Source organism: Streptomyces sp., from assembly GCF_050698815.1.
In the GTDB taxonomy this organism is placed as follows: domain Bacteria; phylum Actinomycetota; class Actinomycetes; order Streptomycetales; family Streptomycetaceae; genus Streptomyces.
On sequence record NZ_JBOHCV010000379.1, the window covers coordinates 1 to 17,784 of the forward strand.

The 17,784-nt window shown below is 68.6% G+C and carries 18 protein-coding genes and 1 pseudogene; 10 read left to right on the plus strand and 9 right to left on the minus strand.

Annotation, left to right across the window (positions count from 1 at the left end):
- Nucleotides 1-284: pseudogene (locus tag ACRDP3_RS13780) on the plus strand (malate dehydrogenase); the annotation flags it as partial.
- Between the two features lie 315 nt (nt 285-599).
- Here ACRDP3_RS13780 and ACRDP3_RS13785 read toward each other — a convergent pair.
- The 4 genes from ACRDP3_RS13785 to ACRDP3_RS13800 all read right to left on the minus strand — a co-directional run bounded on the left by ACRDP3_RS13785 (nt 600) and on the right by ACRDP3_RS13800 (nt 3,067).
- Nucleotides 600-776, minus strand: a complete 177-nt coding sequence (locus ACRDP3_RS13785) for a type II toxin-antitoxin system VapB family antitoxin (protein WP_431517209.1) — start codon at nt 774-776, stop codon at nt 600-602.
- An 11-nt stretch (nt 777-787) separates the two neighbouring features.
- On the minus strand, nt 788-1,639 hold the full coding sequence (locus tag ACRDP3_RS13790) for a helix-turn-helix domain-containing protein (protein WP_431517210.1): 852 nt from the start codon (nt 1,637-1,639) through the stop codon (nt 788-790).
- Between the two features lie 380 nt (nt 1,640-2,019).
- On the minus strand, nt 2,020-2,238 hold the full coding sequence (locus ACRDP3_RS13795; protein WP_431517211.1) for a DUF397 domain-containing protein: 219 nt from the start codon (nt 2,236-2,238) through the stop codon (nt 2,020-2,022).
- Nucleotides 2,222-3,067, minus strand: a complete 846-nt coding sequence (locus ACRDP3_RS13800) for a helix-turn-helix domain-containing protein (protein WP_431517212.1) — start codon at nt 3,065-3,067, stop codon at nt 2,222-2,224. Before ACRDP3_RS13800 ends, ACRDP3_RS13795 begins: the two co-directional genes overlap by 17 nt.
- Nucleotides 3,068-3,230: 163 nt before the next feature.
- On the opposite strand from ACRDP3_RS13800, the gene ACRDP3_RS13805 reads away from it, so the two are divergent.
- Complete coding sequence (locus ACRDP3_RS13805; RefSeq protein ID WP_431517226.1) at nt 3,231-3,560, plus strand: hypothetical protein; 330 nt, start codon at nt 3,231-3,233, stop codon at nt 3,558-3,560.
- Between the two features lie 28 nt (nt 3,561-3,588).
- On the opposite strand, the gene ACRDP3_RS13810 is transcribed toward ACRDP3_RS13805, so the two are convergent.
- Genes ACRDP3_RS13810 through ACRDP3_RS13825 form a run of 4 tightly spaced genes read right to left on the minus strand, consistent with a single transcriptional unit; the run spans nt 3,589 to nt 6,694 of the window.
- A complete protein-coding gene (locus tag ACRDP3_RS13810; protein WP_431517213.1) occupies nt 3,589-4,125 on the minus strand; it encodes a hypothetical protein in 537 nt (178 codons plus the stop codon).
- Entirely contained in the window at nt 4,125-5,618 is a 1,494-nt protein-coding gene (locus ACRDP3_RS13815) for a hypothetical protein (RefSeq protein WP_431517214.1), read from the minus strand. Before ACRDP3_RS13815 ends, ACRDP3_RS13810 begins: the two co-directional genes overlap by 1 nt.
- On the minus strand, nt 5,615-6,226 hold the full coding sequence (locus ACRDP3_RS13820) for a hypothetical protein (protein WP_431517215.1): 612 nt from the start codon (nt 6,224-6,226) through the stop codon (nt 5,615-5,617). The genes ACRDP3_RS13815 and ACRDP3_RS13820 overlap by 4 nt, the downstream gene beginning before the upstream one ends.
- Before the next feature lie 12 nt (nt 6,227-6,238).
- Nucleotides 6,239-6,694: a hypothetical protein gene (locus tag ACRDP3_RS13825; protein ID WP_431517216.1), complete on the minus strand. Its 456-nt coding sequence runs from the start codon at nt 6,692-6,694 to the stop codon at nt 6,239-6,241.
- 275 nt (nt 6,695-6,969) lie between these two features.
- Between ACRDP3_RS13825 and ACRDP3_RS13830 the strand changes: the two genes are divergently transcribed.
- The 3 genes from ACRDP3_RS13830 to ACRDP3_RS13840 are packed head-to-tail and all read left to right on the plus strand — an operon-like array spanning nt 6,970 to nt 9,865.
- A complete protein-coding gene (locus tag ACRDP3_RS13830; protein WP_431517217.1) occupies nt 6,970-8,649 on the plus strand; it encodes a hypothetical protein in 1,680 nt (559 codons plus the stop codon).
- Nucleotides 8,646-9,074 carry a hypothetical protein gene (locus ACRDP3_RS13835; protein WP_431517218.1) on the plus strand — a complete coding sequence of 143 codons (429 nt, stop codon included), beginning with the start codon at nt 8,646-8,648 and terminating at the stop codon, nt 9,072-9,074. The genes ACRDP3_RS13830 and ACRDP3_RS13835 overlap by 4 nt, the downstream gene beginning before the upstream one ends.
- Nucleotides 9,071-9,865: a hypothetical protein gene (locus tag ACRDP3_RS13840; protein WP_431517219.1), complete on the plus strand. Its 795-nt coding sequence runs from the start codon at nt 9,071-9,073 to the stop codon at nt 9,863-9,865. Before ACRDP3_RS13835 ends, ACRDP3_RS13840 begins: the two co-directional genes overlap by 4 nt.
- Before the next feature lie 22 nt (nt 9,866-9,887).
- Here ACRDP3_RS13840 and ACRDP3_RS13845 read toward each other — a convergent pair whose 3' ends face one another.
- The gene (locus tag ACRDP3_RS13845; RefSeq protein WP_431517220.1) at nt 9,888-10,478 is read right to left on the minus strand and encodes a Uma2 family endonuclease; all 591 of its coding nucleotides are present in this window, start codon (nt 10,476-10,478) and stop codon (nt 9,888-9,890) included.
- A gap of 369 nt (nt 10,479-10,847) precedes the next feature.
- On the opposite strand from ACRDP3_RS13845, the gene ACRDP3_RS13850 reads away from it, so the two are divergent.
- From ACRDP3_RS13850 to ACRDP3_RS13870, 5 genes are all read left to right on the plus strand, one after another.
- Nucleotides 10,848-12,350: an aldehyde dehydrogenase family protein gene (locus ACRDP3_RS13850; RefSeq protein ID WP_431517221.1), complete on the plus strand. Its 1,503-nt coding sequence runs from the start codon at nt 10,848-10,850 to the stop codon at nt 12,348-12,350.
- A 92-nt stretch (nt 12,351-12,442) separates the two neighbouring features.
- On the plus strand, nt 12,443-14,014 hold the full coding sequence (locus ACRDP3_RS13855) for a GMC family oxidoreductase (protein WP_431517222.1): 1,572 nt from the start codon (nt 12,443-12,445) through the stop codon (nt 14,012-14,014).
- Complete coding sequence (locus tag ACRDP3_RS13860; RefSeq protein ID WP_431517223.1) at nt 14,014-15,111, plus strand: quaternary amine ABC transporter ATP-binding protein; 1,098 nt, start codon at nt 14,014-14,016, stop codon at nt 15,109-15,111. The genes ACRDP3_RS13855 and ACRDP3_RS13860 overlap by 1 nt, the downstream gene beginning before the upstream one ends.
- A gap of 49 nt (nt 15,112-15,160) precedes the next feature.
- A complete protein-coding gene (locus ACRDP3_RS13865) occupies nt 15,161-17,206 on the plus strand; it encodes an ABC transporter permease (RefSeq protein WP_431517224.1) in 2,046 nt (681 codons plus the stop codon).
- 75 nt (nt 17,207-17,281) lie between these two features.
- The coding region (locus ACRDP3_RS13870; protein WP_431517225.1) for a glycine betaine ABC transporter substrate-binding protein at nt 17,282-17,784 on the plus strand (503 nt) is incomplete at its 3' end.

Here is a 17,784-nt window from a genome sequence, read left to right on the forward strand (position 1 = left end):
GCGCCTCCTCCGCGGCCTCCGCCGCCAACGCCGCCGTCGACCACGTCCACACCTGGGTCAACGGCACCCCGGCCGGCGACTGGACCTCGATGGGCATCCCCTCGGACGGCTCCTACGGCGTCCCGGAAGGCCTGATCTCCTCGTTCCCGGTCACCACGGCCGGCGGCTCGTACGAGATCGTCCAGGGCCTGGAGATCAACGACTTCTCCCGCACCCGCATCGACGCGTCCGTCCAGGAGCTCTCGGACGAGCGCGAAGCGGTCCGCGGCCTCGGCCTCCTCTGAGGGACTGCCGCCCCTCGAGGGCCCGTGCACACCGGCACCGTCCGGCTTGCACGGGCCCTCTTTCGTGTGATGACGAGGTCGTTCCCCCATCGTGGCGCGCTCCGGGCGGTCAGTGTCGCTACGGACCACCGCCGGAAAGGGGCCTGCTGGGCCGGAACGGACGGAAACCGGCCGCCACCACACGACCTGGAGCGTGCCGTCGGCCCACCGGGAGGATCGGGCATACCGGGCTGCCGGACGGCGCATGGACTTCGCGCAAGCCGTGTACAAGCGGCGTTCGGCGCTGGGTTGGAGCGCGGCGGATCTCGCCTTACGTCAGGAGTCGTGACCCCGGTCCGGTCCCTCGTCTAGCTCAAGCGCGGCGATGCGGTGGTGGCGTGCGGCGTACTCGCGCAGGGCCGTGTTCACGGCGTCTTGCTTGTCCGTGACTCCGGCGAGCCTCATGGCCGCCGCCAGAGCCTCGTCATCCAGATCCAGCGTGGTCAGGCTCATCCTGGCCTCTTTCAAGAGCTGGCGGGCGCACCGCGGCAGTCGCGGCAGTGGCCGGGGGTGGGGGCGCGGAAGGCCCGGTCGCAGCCGTCGCAGGTCTGGAGCGGGACGATCGTCGGCGCGGGCGGGCGGGGTGGCAGTGTCGGCGGGAGCCATTCCGTGAGGCGGTGAGCCAGCAGGCGGGCAGGCCAGCGGATGTCGCCGGGCGGGAGGGTGGCGGAGAGGGTGCGGGCCACCTGCGCCGGTGGGACGCCGCGGTCCAGCCAGGTGGACACGGCGGGGGTGAGGCGTGCGATGTCCCGTGGGGAGAGCAGGAGACGGGGGTCGACGGCGCGCAGGCCGGTGAGCAGGATGGCTGCTGTACGGGTGGGTGCGGGGCCGTCCCGGTCCGGCCGGTCCGGAACGGTGTGATTTACGGGCCGCGCTGCCGTTGGCGTCGCGGAACCCTTGCCTCGCGGCCCACAAATCACGTCCCCTTGCTTCGCTGGGGAGGCCCCACGGTGTTCCGGACCAGCCTCCCCGTCCCGGCCCCTCCTGTGGCCTGCTGGGCGCGGGCCGCCGCTGGATGCGGGCGAGCCGGGGCACTCGTGCCACGTCGTACGGGTCACGATGCGCTGTCCGGCGGCCCGTTCCGTACGTCGCTGGAGGTACCCCGCCGCCTCAAGGTCGCGCAGCGCGGCGGCGATCCGCTGCTCGCTCTCTCGGAAGTGCGCGGCGAGAGCCTTCACGCCCACCCTGGCGCCGTCGGGCAGGGACTGGATGCGTACGGCGATGCCGATGGCCGTCGCGGAGAGGGTGGGGTGCTGGGCGAGATGGTTGCCGACCACGGTGAAGTGGGACTCGTGGCGGTGGCGTACGTGCGTCACGCCGGCGGCACTCGACGCGGGGCGCGCGGAGACACGCGCGATAGACTCAGCCGAAGTCATTGGGAAGGGCCTTTTCTTCCTGGTGATCAGGCCCTCGGACCGGGATTGCAGTCCCGCCGGGGGCCGTTGCTTTGTGCGGTTATGGCGCGACCGTACCGTGCCCGACCGCGTATCTGCCACCTCGTCACCTGATCCGGTGATGAGGGGAGTTGGTGGGGTGGGGTTGGGAAGTTCCTTTCCAGGGTTCTTTGGAAGCGTCGCGGGTGACCGGGTCGCGGCCCACCGGGTCGTCGTCCCCGCGATCCGGTGCGACCTGCGGGAATACGCGCAAGAGGGCGGCCCCATCTCGCGGTGGGTGCCGCCCTCTTGGCAGTGTCAGGTCAGACGATGGGGCTCTCCGTATCCTTCACGGCCGAGACGAATGAGGTCCATGAGGCCGACTCGAAGACGAGCGCCGGACCGTGCGGGCTCTTGCTGTCACGGACAGGGACCCCGGCGGGGAAGCCGTCGGCAACCTCGACGCACTCGGCCCCCTCGCCGTTGCTGTAGCTGGACTTGCGCCAGCCCGACAGCGAGCTCGCGTCAGGAATCGTCCTCATCGTCGTCGTACCCCTTCAGGTAGTCGCGGATCATGTCGAGAGTCTCGTTCTCCGGCAACGCCTTTGAACGGGCGATGTCAAAGCGTTGCGTGAGCTCAAGAATCCTGCTCGGCGACTCCACCGGATCGCCGGAGGCGAAGCTTTCCACGTATCCGATCGTAGCGCCGCTGCGATGGGTCAGCAGACTCAAGCTTCCGCCCAGCAAGGGGTGTTCACCCTGTGCGAAGGGCAGTACCTGAAGCGAGATGTACGGCGCCTGAACGGCCTTGAGGAGGTGGTAGATCTGGCCCTTCATGCACTTCGCACCGCCCATCGGACGCCGCAGGGCGGCTTCGTCCATGATCGCCCAGAACAAGGGCTTGTCGTCCTTCTCGAAGACGCTCTTGCGGCGCATCCGCGTCTCGACGCGCTCGTCGATCTGCTCCTCGGACTCACGAGGGAGCGAGGCGCGGAACAGGGCGCGCGCGTAATCCTCGGTCTGCAACAGGCCGGGAACCAGGCTGCTGCCGAAGACCTGGATGCGCACCGCCCGGTCCTCGCTGTCGACGATGACGCGGCCGTAGTCGGGGATCGAGGAGTCCTGCGCCATGGTCAGCAGTTCGGCGAAGAGGCCGTCCGTGGCGAAGTGGGTGTCGAGGTCTTCGGCGAGGACATCGGACGGGAGCTGTTCACCGCGCTCGACCCGGCTGATGTACGTGTGCGGGTAGCCGACGTGTTCGGCGAGCGCCCGCTGGGACAGCTCCGCCTTCTCCCGCAGCCTGCGCAGTCGGCGCCCCAGTAATGACCGGGGCGTGGGCTTGCTGTCGGCTTCGTTGTTCAGCTCCAGCATCCGGACGGGACCTCCGCATCACTGTCCACGGGCGTCACTTGGTGACACCGCAATCGTGTACCCAGCGTGTCCACTCGGCAATAGTAAGTGACGAGCCGCCCCGACCGGACGGCGCCGACGCCGAAGGGGAGCAGCGGTGAACGACCACTCGAGCAACCGCGACATGGCGACACCTGGGCTGTTGCTGCCGCTTGTTCCCCCGGGGCTGCGGCTGTTGCCGTGGTCCTCTCCGGAGGGCAAGCCGTGCTTCCTCAGCTCCGACGGGCAGGGTGTCCTTGCCGGTCTGGCCGACGACGTGGAAGACGCGCAGATGAGCAGTGGGATGGACGTACTGACGGGCGCCCGTACGGTACTTCGGGACGCCCGGGCCGGCGAACACGCGGTCCGCTTCGCCCTGACCCGCACGACGGAAGCCCTGCGCGACGCGCTCCGCGTGGCCCACAGCCGCGGCGAACGCCTCGCACCCCATCGACGTCGACGCGAGCCCCGATAGCGCTCAGCGCCAGTGACGTCATGGAACGCTACGCCGTGCACTTCAGCTTCTTCTGTGCGTTCGGTACATATGCTTCGACGAAGCGCTCCATGTCTTTGCGGCGCTGCTTCACGTCACTGTTGACTGCCTTGTCAACGTCGATGTCGACAAGCAGGTATTTCACCTTCGGGCCGCCGCACTTCGTGCTGATCATCGCGTTGGTATGCCCGACTGCACCTTTCCCGGCGAAAGGGAGGCGCTGAATGGGCTTCCTGTGCTTGAACTTGTAGCTCTCAAGGTCGGCCATCGGATCGTACAGCTTGTCCACGTAAGCCTCGTACACAGATAGAACGACCCGTTCATCTACGATAACGTCGCATCCACGATCGGAAGTGACGGACCCAGCGGATTCTTCCCCCACATTCTCGCCGTCAGGCAGGAGAGGGAGAAGCGCATCCTTCTTCACCGGAATCCCGCAGGTCTTGGTGGGAGTGGCGTACCCCCGCCCACCGCTGGAGCAGCCGGTGAGTGTAACCGTGAGGCCGACAGCAACGACTGCGGCCATGATGGACACGTATCGCTTCACTACTGTTCTCCTGCGTCCTCGCGAGCGTCGTGCTTCCCATGATTGGATGCGCCGCCGATAAGGGACTCGATGTCGTGCTTCGAATAATTCTGGGACGGGCTCTCCGCCCATTCGCGATTGCGGAAGTACCACTCGTTGCTGAGGGCTCTGAGCTGGGCCTTACGGTCATCGCCCGTGTCCTTGCTGGCGATGGTCCCCGCATCCTCTGCGCGTTCGACCTCGTCTTCGTACATCCCCTGAGTGACAAGGTTGACCCCAGAGGTGATGGCGGGGCCGGCGACGGGGACGTAGCCGAGAGTCGCGCCCGCCGTGCTGTTGGACCAACCTTGCTTCCAGGACGCGTCCCGCAGATCCCCCTTCTCTTCGTCATTGATGGCCAGATAGCGGGCTTCTTCCAGGAAGCCGACTGTGCGCCCGGACCCGGTCAGGCTGTCCCTGGGGTGGCTCGTCTCCGTTTGGATGTCGTGGATCATGGCAGCGTTCATCTGCTCGTTGAGCAGGGCGTAGGAGTTCTGGTTCCTGGAGATCTGCTTGCTGACTTCGAGGAGATGGTCTTCGTTCATGGGGCCGCCGCCGAGCGGCGCGCCCATCGTCTTGTGGGCGTCGTCGCCGTGGTGGCCGATGAGGTTGGCCATGTCGTCACGAAGCTCGGGCGGGAAGTCGTTCTCCTCTCCCGCCAGTCGCTCCAGCGCTCCCTTCATGACCTGCTTTTGGCCTTCATCATCCTTGACGTAGCCCGCACCCGGGTTGTCGGGGTCCATGCCGCTCCCCCCGGCGTAGAGAGCCTTGCCCAGGGCCTCGCGGGACTCCATCGGGCCGTCGTCCCCCCAGCCTCGGCCGTGCGGGTCGACGTCGCTGTAGTACTCGCGTTCCTTGAGCAGGTAGTCGGCCTTGTCATCGTCTTTGAACAGCTCTGTCGCGTATGCCGGGTTGTGACTTGACGCCTTGAGGAAACCGGTCATCGGATCGGTGCCCCGGCTCTCGCTCTTGCCCGTGTAGTCGAGGTCGGCGGTGCCCCGGCCGGGGTCGGCCCATACGGCTGCGGGATCCTGCCCCTTGTCCCTCTCGAACGCGTACAGCTTGTCGCCGTAGTCGTGCAGGAAAGCCTTGTCGAACTTGCCCTGGCCCATGAGGTTGCCCATGATCTGGAAACCGTACGGTTTGACCCTGCTGGACTCGTGGCCGAACTCCTTGGGGCCGGCCGCGATGACGTCCTGCTTCCACTTGTCCATCGCCGGGCTGTCGCCGTGGGAGGCCGTGGCCAGAGTCATGCTGAGGTTGTTCTGGAACTTCCCGAGCAGCTTGGCGCGTGCGCCGTCCTCGTTCCGCTGACCCGACTCGGCGAGGCTGCGCCAGGACCGGAGGGTCCCCTCGCCACCCATCCCGGTGGCGAACCGCTCGGCGAATACGGAGTCGCCGCGCTGGTTCTTCGCGATTTCGTTGAAGCGCCGCAGCTCCGGGTCGGACATGTTGCCGCCGGACGCGAGGTTCACCGCGGTGTCGGCGTCGGCCCGTGCCTGATGCTTGTCGGCGTCCTTGATGCCGGTGTACTGAGTATCGGAGAAGTCGTACTTTCCCTTGGCCAGCTTGCGCAGGCCTCGCGCCGCGATGCGGTCTGTGTCTTTGCATCATGCAGTAGTTTCTTTACGTCCGCGGCGATCCCGTCAGCTTCCTTCTGCGTGGGCTTGTGCAGCAGCTCGCCGCCACCAACAACTCGCGGTGACGGGACGGATGACTTCACGGCGCCGGTGCTCTCAATGTAAAGGTTCTTCCGCGCGGCATCCGCCCGGATGGTTTCCTGTTTCTCCTTGTAGCTCTGGAAGTCCGAGTGGACACCCCGCAGGAGGTTACGGACACTGCGGGCCTGACTGACCGCGTCGTCGAACTCACGGGCCGTCTTCGTCACGAACTCCCTTGTGACAGTGGCGTTCTGACCGGTCCAGTCGGCCGCCTGCGCCTTCTTCTCCAGCGCCGCGGCACTGGTCCCCTCGCCCCCTCCGTCGGCGAGCTTCTCCAGTTTGGCGGTCATTTCGCCCCATTCGGAGACCGCGTCCTTCAGCTTCCCCAGCCGGAGATCGTTGAGCTCCCCCCACGACACCATGGTGCCGGCCCCCTACTTCAGATAGTCGCTGATCCTGGACACGGTCATCCGCTCGCCGCCTGCGTTCCGCATCTCTGTGGCGATCTTGTTTTCGTCCTTATTGTGTGCGGAGCGCGAGTAGTCGAGGTGGTTGGAGATATGCGCACAGGCTTCCTTGAGCGTGCCGAGTTGTGTGCTCCAGGCGTCGTGCAGCTCGGTCAGCCCGGAACCCGTCTCCAAGCCGTCGTTGAACAGCTGGACGGATGCGTCGAACGTCGTCTGCCGGGCGTGGTCGCCGTCGGTCGACAGCCGTCCGCGCAGCTCGTGCGCGATGTTTCCCAACGCTCCGAGCTCGTTGTCGTGGACGGTCAGGTCCCCGCGTGCCCCGCCTCCGCTGCCACCGGACGCCGGCAGCTGATTGAGCTGCATCTGTGTCGAGTCACGGTGGGCGACTGCGGCCTTGACCTGCTCCCACTCATCGAATGTCACGATCCGCCCCCCGGTGGTCGGTTGGAACATACTCTCAAGTATCAGCAGGGACGTTACCCCCCTCGGTACTCTTGTTCCACCGCCCCAACGATGGCATCCGGCTGGGGAAGTGTTCGCTCGCAGAGCACCCGTGCGAAGTATCCGCCGTTCCCGAAGAGTTATCCACAGGTGTTTCCGGTCCGTGGCCGCCTGGGGCCGGGCTCCGGTAATCTTCGGGCTCTCCCTGAACGGACCTGGTGGGGAAACGGGGGCCTGTCTTGAGTTACGCACCGCGCATGCACACGCACAGCGAGGCGACTCGGCTGCTGTGCGCGGGGGTGCGGTTGAACGCCGCCTTCCGGCAACGCGTCATCGATGAGCTGGTCGGCCATGCCGAGCGGCCCGTGCCGCCGTCGCTCGGTGTGGACGTACGGCCCGTACTCGCCCACGCGTTACGCGCTCGTCGGCAGGAAGTGCACACCGCGCTGGCCATGTTGGCAGTCTGGATCGGCTTCTTCCTCGTCTCCGCCGTCATGACGTGGGACGCGCTGGATGACAGCTACGGAGGGGAACTCGACCTCTCCGCCGACGAATTCCTGTCGATGGTCCTGCCGCTGAGCGACCATGGATCATCGTCACTGTCGGAACTGGCCACCGGCTGGGTGCTGCTGTACGCCGGGGTCGTCCTCGCGCTGTGGGCGGGCCGCGCCCTCTCGGGGCGGGAGACGCTGGTGCACGCGGCGGGGAGCGGGCCCCGCTCACGGGTCCAGTCCGCTGTCCGGCGCTGGTCAGGCCGCCTCGTCACCTACTACGCCCGCCTGTTCGCGGTCTTCTACTGGATCAGCGCGCTGACGGAACTCCCCGACAATCCCTATCCGGTGATCTTCCCGCTGCTGCTGGCCGGTGTGGTCTGGGTGCACCGGATCAGGATGACCGCGGTGCTGCGCGAGCAGTTGGGCCGGGAGACCTTCGCCGAGACCCCGCAGCCCGAGCTGCCGCAGGGCGAGCGCTACCGCCGCCTCGGCGAGGCCATCGCCCGCGAGCAGCACACCGGCGCCACCCTCTACGACCCCAACCGCCCTTTCGTGGGTGCCGGAATTCCGCACCAGCCCTGGTCGTTCGCCCTGGAGCTGCAACGGAAGAAGGAGCAGCCGGGTGTGCCGGCGCAGGGCGAGGCGGCGCTCTCCAGCCGTCAGGTGATCGACATGATCAGGCCCCGACTGGTCGCCCTGCGCGATGCGACCGCGCGCACCAGCCGGGACCGGCTGCGGGCACTGGAGATCGAGGAGTTCGTCTACCTCCCCGCCGGTGTGCGCCGTGACTGCGGTGTGTACGAGCAGGACAGCGTGCTGGAGCACCTGGCGGAGGCGGTCGACGACGGCGGGGAGTCCCGCCGTCACTTCCTCCGCATCCGGATCGGCGCGTGGCAGGAGCAGGTGGTCGTCTCGCTGCTCGTCCGCGTGCACACCCAGGGCGGGATGCTGGTGCTGGAGGTCGTGCCCCATGTGCTGGGGCCGATCGCCGAAGGGTTCAGGGAAGCGGACGCGATCACCGGGCGCCGCGCCGACGGGCCGTTGCGCGAGGGTGTGCGTGCCCTGCTCACCGCGCCCACCGTGACCGTGGCCGCCGGGGTGGCGGGGCTGCGCACGCTCGCCTCGGTCTGCCGGGTCTGGCTCGCCCCTCCCGAGTACGCGGCTCCGGACGCGCCGCTGGTGTCCGTACGGGAGTTGGCGAGCACGACCGAGCTGTCGCTGTTCCAGGAGATGGACGTGAGCCGGTACATCAAGACGGTTCAGGACCGGATCGCCAGTGGGGTGCGGGACGCGCTGGAGCAGCGCGGCTATCGCACGGACCGCTTCGAGCAGCAGATCGTGAACGTCCGCGACGGGGGAGTGTTCATCAAGGAGGTGAGCGGCGGCGCCGTCGCCACCGGGAAGCACGGCAATGCCCAGCACGTGGAGAGGACCATGACATGACCTCGGGCGACGCCCGGCCCGGCGGCGCCGGGTCCGACGAGCACGACGCGGGGGCGGGAGCGGGTGGGGGCGTGCACATCGGCTCCATGTCGGGCGGGGCGATCGCCACCGGCAAGCACGGGCAGGCGACTTCGACGTCGTACACCTACAACGCGCCGCCGCAGCAGACCGACGAGGCGACGCGCGCCCTGCTGGAAGCGGTGCGCGCGCTGCGTACGGACATGCGCGTGCTCGCCGCCACCGACGAGACGCGGGACGTGGACGGCGAACTGGGCGAGGTCGAGGGGGAGATCACCCGTACGGGCCGCGCCGACCCGGACCGGCTGGCCCGCCTGCGGGACCGTCTGGAGACGGGGGCGACGGCGATCGGCCTGCTGGCGTCTGCTGCCACCGTCGTGCAGGCGGCGGCGCAGGTGCTCGGATGATTCACTTCGACGCGGACGATCAGCGCTGGGTGGACTACGAGGCGGACGCGCTGCGCGCGCAGCGGCACAAGGAGTCGGCGCGACAGCAACGGCAGGCGCTGAAGGGCGCGTTCGCGGTGCTGGCCGTCTGCGGGTTCGTTTTCGGCACCTGGGCACTCGGCTGGAAGGATGAGCCGCAGCCGCCGCCCCGGGCCCAGCCGCAGCCCACGTCCACGGCCAGCGGGTCCACCACCCCCTCGCCCACGGACGATCCGGTGACGGGCCCGGATGACGAGCCGGGCGCATCCTCGTCCGCCATAGCCCCGGCCGGCTACGAACTGGTCGTCGACCCCGAGGGGTTCAGCGTCGCGGTTCCCGAGGGCTGGGACCGCCGGGCGCAGGACGGGGACAACGGTTCGCAGGTCGTCTTCTACGAGGACTCCGACGCTTCCCGCCAGGTCCAGATCTTCTGGGTCGAGGACGCCGACCCATACGCCTCGCTGAAGCTGGCGGAGAAGAACGCCGAGCGGAACAAGGACTACGACCGCGATGCCCTCGACCGCCTCGACAGCGGCGACGGCGCGGCGGCCCGCCTGGAGTACACCTACGACTCAGAGGACCACGGCGGGACCCGGCACGTCATCGACCACCGCTTCGAGGCGGAGGACGGCGAGCTGTACGCGATCATCGCCTACGGCCAGACCGAGGACGGCGGCGCGGAGGTGGAGAAGGAACTGCTGGACACCGCGCTGACCTACTTCTGCCCCTCCGGCGCAGAGTGCGGCAACGGAGTGTCCCCCTCCGGCCCGTGACCGCGTCGCCCGGTCCCCGGACTCAGTCGCGCGGGAAGTCCTTGGTCTCCAGGTGCAGGCCGACGACTGTCCCGGTCAGGTCGATCGACTCACCGAAGGCGACGGTGAGTTCGCTCTTGTAGCCGCCGTCCTTGGGGTTCGTGTACAGGTGGCACTCGCCCGCGTACGGGTCGGCGATCAGGAACACGGGGATCTCGGCGAGCGCGTAGACCTGCTTCTTTTTGCCGTAGTCATTCCTGGCCGTGCCCTCGGAGAGGACCTCCGCGACGCACTCGACGTCCTCATGCTGCCAGCGGCCCTGCGCGTCCTTCTGCGCGTTCTCGCCCAGGGCCACCACGTCGGGAGCGAAGCCGTTCAGATGCCCCGGGAAGTCGAAGCGCACATCCGACTTGATCCGATTCCTGGCATACCTGGTGCGTAGCTGCTCCACGATCTCCAGGATGATTTCCCAGTGCGTGTCCCGTTGCGGCGACATGGTGACGGTCCCCTCGACGATCTCGGTCTTGTAGCCCTCGGGGACGGGCATCCGCTCCAGTCGCTCGAACAGGTCGTCCAAGCTCAGCTCGCCGCTCACGGCCGTCTCGATCCTGTCGGTCAGTTCGATGGTCACCATGTTCGCTAGCTCCCTCCCCGCTGCCGCGTCGATCCACGCCTGCAGCCGCATTGTCCAACGATACGCACGCAGGCGAGGGCACGCCGGTGATCAATATCGGTGGAGCTGTGCCGGCAGAGCCCTGTCCGGGCCGGTCTCGCTGATCACCGGGAGGTCACGGAAAGCTTGCCTTTTGGGTGCTGCGCCCGCGTCGTCGCTGTTCGGCCAGTGAGGAAGCCCACTTATCTGCCCCAGACGGACATGCAACCGCGCAGACGGGGCAGGGTTCGCTCTTGCCATGTGCCCTGCTCATGGTTGTAGTCCCGTGCATATCACGGTGAGTGATCACCGCGATGCACAACGTTGTCAGCTCGGAAGGCAGTACAGAGGTTGTCCGAAATCGAGAGCATTCATGTCGACGGCAAGTGGCGGGCCGCCACCGCCGGAGGGACGCGGGAGATCCTCGACCCCGCCGATGCGACCGCGCTCGCCGTCGTCGCCGAGGGCGGCGTGGAGGACACCGACGCGGCGGTCGCCGCCGCGCGCCGTGCCTTCGATGCGGGGGAGTGGCCCCGTACGCCGGTCGCCGAGCGGGCCGCCCTGCTGCGCCGGGTCGCCGACCTCCTGCAGCGGGACCGCGAGGAGATCGGGCTGACCGAGTCCCGGGACGCCGGAAAGACCCTCGAGGAGGGCCGGGTCGACGTCGATGACGTCACCGCCGCCTTCCGCTACTTCGCCGACCTCGTCGCCGGTGAGTCCGGCGGCCGGGTCGTGGACGCCGGTGACCCGGACGTGCACAGCGTCGTCGTGCACGAGCCCGTCGGCGTCTGCGCGATGATCACGCCCTGGAACTATCCCCTCCTCCAGGCCAGCTGGAAGGTCGCCCCCGCACTCGCCGCGGGCGACACCTTCGTGATCAAGCCCAGCGAGATCACCCCGCTGACCACCGTCCACCTGGTCAGGCTGCTCGCCGAGGCCGGTCTCCCGGCCGGTGTGGCGAACCTGGTGACCGGCGCGGGCGACCCCGTCGGCGCCCGCCTCGCCGAGCACCCCGACGTGGACCTGGTCTCCTTCACCGGCGGCCTCGTCTCCGGTACGAAGGTCGCGCAGGCCGCCGCGCCGAGCGTGAAGAAGGTGGCGCTGGAGCTGGGCGGCAAGAACCCCAACGTCGTCTTCGCCGACGCCTGCGCCACCGAAGAGGGCTTCGACACCGCCGTCGACCAGGCGCTCAACGCCGCCTTCATCCACAGCGGCCAGGTCTGCTCCGCCGGCGCCCGCCTCATCATCGAGGAGTCGGTGCGCGAGCGCTTCGTGGCCGAGCTCGCCGCCCGCGCCGCGCGCATCCGGCTGGGCCGCGGCACCGAGGACGGCGTCGAGTGCGGCCCGCTGGTCTCCGCGCAGCAGCTGGCCAAGACCGAGGCCTACGTCGCCTCCGCGCTGGCCGAGGGCGCGGTGCTGCGCACCGGCGGTGAGCGTCCCGAGCCGTCCGACGTCCGCCCGGCTGCCGGCTACTTCTACTCCCCGACCGTGCTCGACGGCTGCCATCGCGGCATGAAGGTGATCCGCGAGGAGACCTTCGGCCCCATCCTCACCGTCGAGACCTTCCGTACCGAGGACGAGGCGGTGACGCTGGCCAACGACACCGAGTACGGCCTCGCCGGGGGCGTCTTCTCCGCGGACACCGCGCGCGCCCGCCGCGTCGCGGGCCGGCTGCGGCACGGCACCGTCTGGATCAACGACTTCCACCCCTATCTGCCGCAGGCCGAGTGGGGCGGCTTCGGCAAGTCGGGCGTGGGCCGCGAGCTGGGCCCGCACGGGCTGGCCGAGTACCGCGAGACCAAGCATGTGTACGAGAACCTTCGTCCCGCACCCGTCCGCTGGTTCTCCGGATGACGGAAGGCCCCGCACCTCCGTACGAACGCGAACGCGCGAACCGTGAACGTGAACGCGTGAACCCCACGGGTCCCAAGGAGCAGAACACGGCAATGTCCACGCACGACACATCCAGCTACGACTACGTCGTCATCGGCGGTGGTACGGCCGGGTCGGTGATCGCCTCGCGGCTCACCGAGGACCCGGACGTCACCGTCGCCCTCATCGAGGGCGGGCCGTCCGACATCGACCGGCCCGAGGTGCTGACGCTGCGCCGCTGGCTCGGGCTGCTCGGTGGCGAGCTCGACTACGACTACCCCACCACCGCTCAGCCGCGCGGCAACTCCTACATCCGGCACAGCCGCGCCAAGGTGCTCGGCGGCTGCTCGTCGCACAACACCCTCATCTCCTTCCGGCCGCTGCCCTCCGACTGGGACGAGTGGGAGACGAGCGGTGCCAAGGGCTGGGGCGCCGCGGCCATGGACCCGTACTTCGGGAAGCTGCGCAACAACATCGTGCCGGTGGGTGAGGGCGACCGTAACGACATCGCCCGTGACTTCATCGCCGCAGCCAAGGACGCGCTGGACGTGCCGGAGATCGACGGCTTCAACAAGGAGCCGTTCCACGAGGGCGTCGGCTTCTTCGACCTCTCGTACCACCCGGAGACCAACAAGCGCTCCTCCGCCTCGGTCGCCTACCTGCACCCGCACATCGAGGCCGGTGACCGGCCCAACCTCCACATCCTGCTGGAGACCTGGGCGTACCGGCTGGAGCTGGCCGGCAAGCAGGCGACCGGCGTGCACGTCCGTACGAAGGACGGCGCCGAGCGGCTGATCTCCGCGGGCCGGGAAGTGCTGGTCTGCGCGGGCGCCGTGGACACTCCGCGGCTGCTGATGCACTCCGGCATCGGCCCGGAGGCGGACCTGGCGGCGCTGGGCATCCCGGTCGCGCACGACCTGCCGGGCGTGGGGGAGAACCTGCTGGACCACCCCGAGTCGGTCATCGTCTGGGAGACCGACGGGCCGATCCCGGACAACTCGGCGATGGACTCCGATGCGGGTCTCTTCCTGCGCCGCGACCCCGCGTCGGCCGGCCCGGACCTGATGTTCCACTTCTACCAGATCCCGTTCACCGACAACCCCGAGCGGATCGGCTACGAACGGCCCCCGCACGGCGTGTCGTTGACGCCCAACATCCCCAAGCCGCACAGCCGCGGCCGTCTTTACCTCACCTCCGCCGACCCGGCCGTCAAACCCGCCCTCGACTTCCGCTACTTCACGGACGAGGACGACTACGACGGCCAGACGCTGGTGGACGGCATCAAGTTCGCCCGCGAGGTCGCGCGGTCCGAGCCGTTCGCGAGCTGGCTCAAGCGCGAGGTCTGCCCCGGCCCCGAGGTCAACTCCGAGGAGGAGATCAGCGCCTACGCGCGCCACGTGGCGCACACCGTCTACCACCCGGCGGGCACCTGCCGGATGGGGGCGGTCACCGACGAACTCGCGGTCGTCGACCCCGAACTGAAGATCCGTGGCATGGAGGGCATCCGCATCGCGGACGCGTCCGTCTTCCCCACCATGCCCGCCGTCAACCCGATGATCGGTGTACTGATGGTCGGCGAGAAGGCGGCCGATCTCATCCGAGCCGACCGATCCGATCCGACTACCGCACCGGGAGGTGTTGCGTGATGCCCGAGACTCAGAAGTCTGGCCCGGTCACCCCGGTGATATCCGTACGCAATCTGTGGAAGGTCTTCGGCCCCAGGAGCAAGCGGGTCCCCGGCAACAAGGAGCTGGCCGGCCTCTCCGGCGCCGAGCTGACCAAGCGCACCGGCAACACCGCCGCCGTCCGCGACGTCTCCTTCGACGTGCGCAAGGGCGAGGTCTTCGTCGTGATGGGCCTGTCTGGCTCCGGCAAGTCCACCCTCGTACGCTGCCTGACCCGCCTCATCGAACCGACCTCCGGTGAGGTGGAGATCGACGGCGAGGACGTGCTCGGCATGGACAAGGCGCGGCTGCGGGAACTGCGCCGCACCCGTGCCGCGATGGTCTTCCAGAACTTCGGCCTGCTGCCGCACCGCACCGTCATCGACAACATCGCCTACGGCCTGGAGATTCAGGGCATGGGCAAGACCGAACGCCGCGACAAGGCCGCCGAGATGGCGGAGAAGGTCGGCCTGCAGGGCCTGGGCGAGCGCCGCCCCGGCCAGCTCTCCGGCGGCCAGCAGCAGCGCGTGGGCCTGGCCCGCGCCCTGGCCGTGGACCCCGAGGTGCTCCTCTTCGACGAGCCGTTCAGCGCGCTGGACCCGCTGATCCGCCGTGACATGCAGGAGGAGGTCATCCGGCTCCACCACGAGGAGGGCCGGACGATGGTCTTCATCACCCACGACCTGTCCGAGGCGCTGCGGCTGGGCGACCGGATCGCGCTGATGCGCGACGGCGAGATCGTGCAGCTCGGCACCCCGGAGCAGATCGTCGCGACCCCGGCCGACGACTACGTCCGCGACTTCGTCCGCGACGTCCCCCGCGAGCAGGTCATCTCCGTACGCCGCGCCATGCGCCCCGCCGATGTGGGAGAGGCCGACAGCGGTGCGGCGCTGACCCCGGACACGCTGGTCTCCGACGCGATCGAGGCCGTGGCCCGCAGCGGTGAGAACTGCCGCGTCGTCGACGGCGGACGCACGATAGGCGTCGTCGACCACGCCTGCCTGCTGGGCGTCGTCGCCGGCCTCGACGAGAACGGTGAGGGCGAGCCCGACAAGGGGAAGGAGGTGGTCGGCGTATGAACACGTGCGTCGAGACCCTGCCCGCCCCACGGGCCGCAAGGGGGCTGATATGAGCACCCCCACCCTTCCCGAGCAGGGCGAGCAGCGGGCGCCTGACGCCCCGTCGCCGCGGCAGGCGGACAAGACGCCCGCGCCGCCGGCCACCCCTGGTGGGCTCGCTCGACTGGCCGGCAGCCCCAAGGCGCTGCTGCTCCTGCTCACGGTCCTGGTCGTCGTCGTCAGCGCGGCCGTCACCGGCTCCGGTACCTGGCCGCAGGGCTGGACCGTGGACATCAAGACACCGCTGAACGACCTGGACAACTGGCTGGTCGACAACCGCGAGAAGTCCCCGGTCTTCCTCTACTTCCTGCTGCACCTCAGCAACTTCGCCGAGACGTCGGTGGCCGGCATCACCAGCCTGCTCGAATCCATGGGCTGGGTCGGTGTCACGGTCGTCGGCACGCTGATCGCCTGGGCGGCGGGCGGCGCGAACCTCTCCCGGCGCGCCCTGCGTACGGGTAGCACGGCGCTGGCCGTGTTCGCCGTCTGCGGCGTGCTGGACATGTGGGAACCCACGATGGAGACGCTGGCCCTGATGACGGCGGCCGTCTTCGCCTCGGCGGTGCTCGGACTGCTGCTCGGCCTCGCGTCCGGTCTTTCGGACCGGTTCGAGAAGATCCTGCGCCCGGTGTTCGACACCATGCAGGTCATGCCGGCGTTCGCGTACCTGCTGCCGCTGCTGCTGGTGTTCGGCATCGGCGTCCCGTCAGCGCTGATCGCGACCGTCATCTACTCGGCTCCGCCCATGGCCCGCCTCACCTCGCTGGGGCTGCGCGGTGCCGACCCGGCCGCGCTGGAGGCTTCCACCTCGCTGGGGTCCAGTTCCTGGCAGCGGCTGTGGACCGCACGGCTTCCGCTGGCGCGTAAGCAGATGATGCTGGGCCTCAACCAGACCATCATGATGTGTCTGTCGATGGTCGTCCTCGCGTCGCTCATCGGTTCGGAGGGCCTGGGTGACGAGATCTACCAGGCGCTCGGCAGCCTGGACATCGGCACCGCGCTCACCGCGGGCACCGCCGTCGTCCTGATCGCCGTTCTCCTGGACCGCACGACCTCGGCGGCCGGGGAACGGCTGGACGCCGTCGCCACCGCCGGCACCACCCGCCTCATGAAGCGGCTTCGGCTTGCGGTGTGGGGGCTGATCGCCGTCCTGATCGGCGTCTTCTCCGCCATCGGGTCCGCGCTGGGTGGGCGCGAATGGCCGGACGCCTGGATCGTGGACATCACGCGGCAGCTCCAGAGCGGCGTCGACTTCTTCACAGACCACCTCGGCTCCGGCATCCCGGTGCTGGGCGGCACGGTGACCTGGGCACACGGCTTCACCGAGTACGTGCTCAACCCGCTCCGCTCCGGCCTGCTGACCACGCCGTGGTGGGCACTTGCGCTGCTGGTCGCCGTCGTCGGCTTCATCGTCGCCACCTGGCGGGCCGCGCTGACCGGGCTCATCTGCCTGGGCCTGATCGGCGCGATGGGCCTGTGGGAGAACTCGATGGACACCCTCTCGCAGGTGATCGCCGGACTGGTGGTGACCGTGGTCGTCGGCTTTGTGTTCGGCATCCTGGCGGCGCGGATCGAGCGCGTGGAACGGATGCTGCGTCCGGTGCTCGACACCATGCAGACGATGCCGCAGTTCGTGTACCTGATCCCGGTGATCGCACTCGTCGGCCAGAGCCGCAGCGCGGGCATCATCGCGGCCGTGATCTACGCGGCCCCGGCTGTCATCCGCATCACCGCACAGGGGTTGCGCTACGTCGACCCCGCGGCGATGGAGGCGTCGCGTTCGCTCGGCGCCACTGGCGGGCAGCAACTCCTGCAGGTCCAGCTGCCGCTGGCCCGTAAGTCGCTGCTGGTCGGCGTCAATCAGGGTGTCGTGCTGGTGCTGTCGATGGTCGTCATCGCCGGTCTGATCGGCGGCGGCGCGCTCGGTTACGACGTCGTGCAGGGCCTGTCCAAGGGCATCCTCTCTCAGGGCCTGCCCGCCGGTATCGCCATCGTCTGCCTCGGCATCATGCTCGACCGGATGTCCCAGCCCGCGGGCGCCCGCTCCCGCGAGTAGGCGTCCCCGGACACCCCCAAGCGGATTTCCCCGCCCCATAAGAAAAGAACAAAGAACAAAGAACAGGAACCACTCATGAAAACCAAGCAGATTCGCCATTCCCTCATAGCCGGCATCGGCGTTCTCGGCGTGCTCTCCCTCTCCGCCTGCTCTGCCGCCGACACCAGTGCCGGCGGCGGCAAGGACGACAAGGTCGTCCTCGCCGAGCCGTCGTGGGTCGGTGCGCAGGCCAACGCCGCGGTCGTCAAGAAGCTCATGGAGGACGAGCTCGACGTCAAGGTCGAGGCCAAGCAGATGGACGAGCCCGTCGCCTTCGACGCGCTCGACAGCGGCAAGGCCGACGTCATCCTCGAGGACTGGCACGGCGTACCCAAGAAGCAGAAGAAGTACGTCGAGGAGAAGAAGACCGTCGTCTCCGGCGGTGACCTCGGCGTCGTCGGGCACATCGGCTGGTTCGTGCCGAAGTACTACGCGGACAAGCACCCCGACATCAAGAACTGGAAGAACCTCAACAAGTACGCCAAGGACTTCAAGACGGCCGAGAGTGGCGACAAGGGTCACTTCATCGGTGCGGCCCC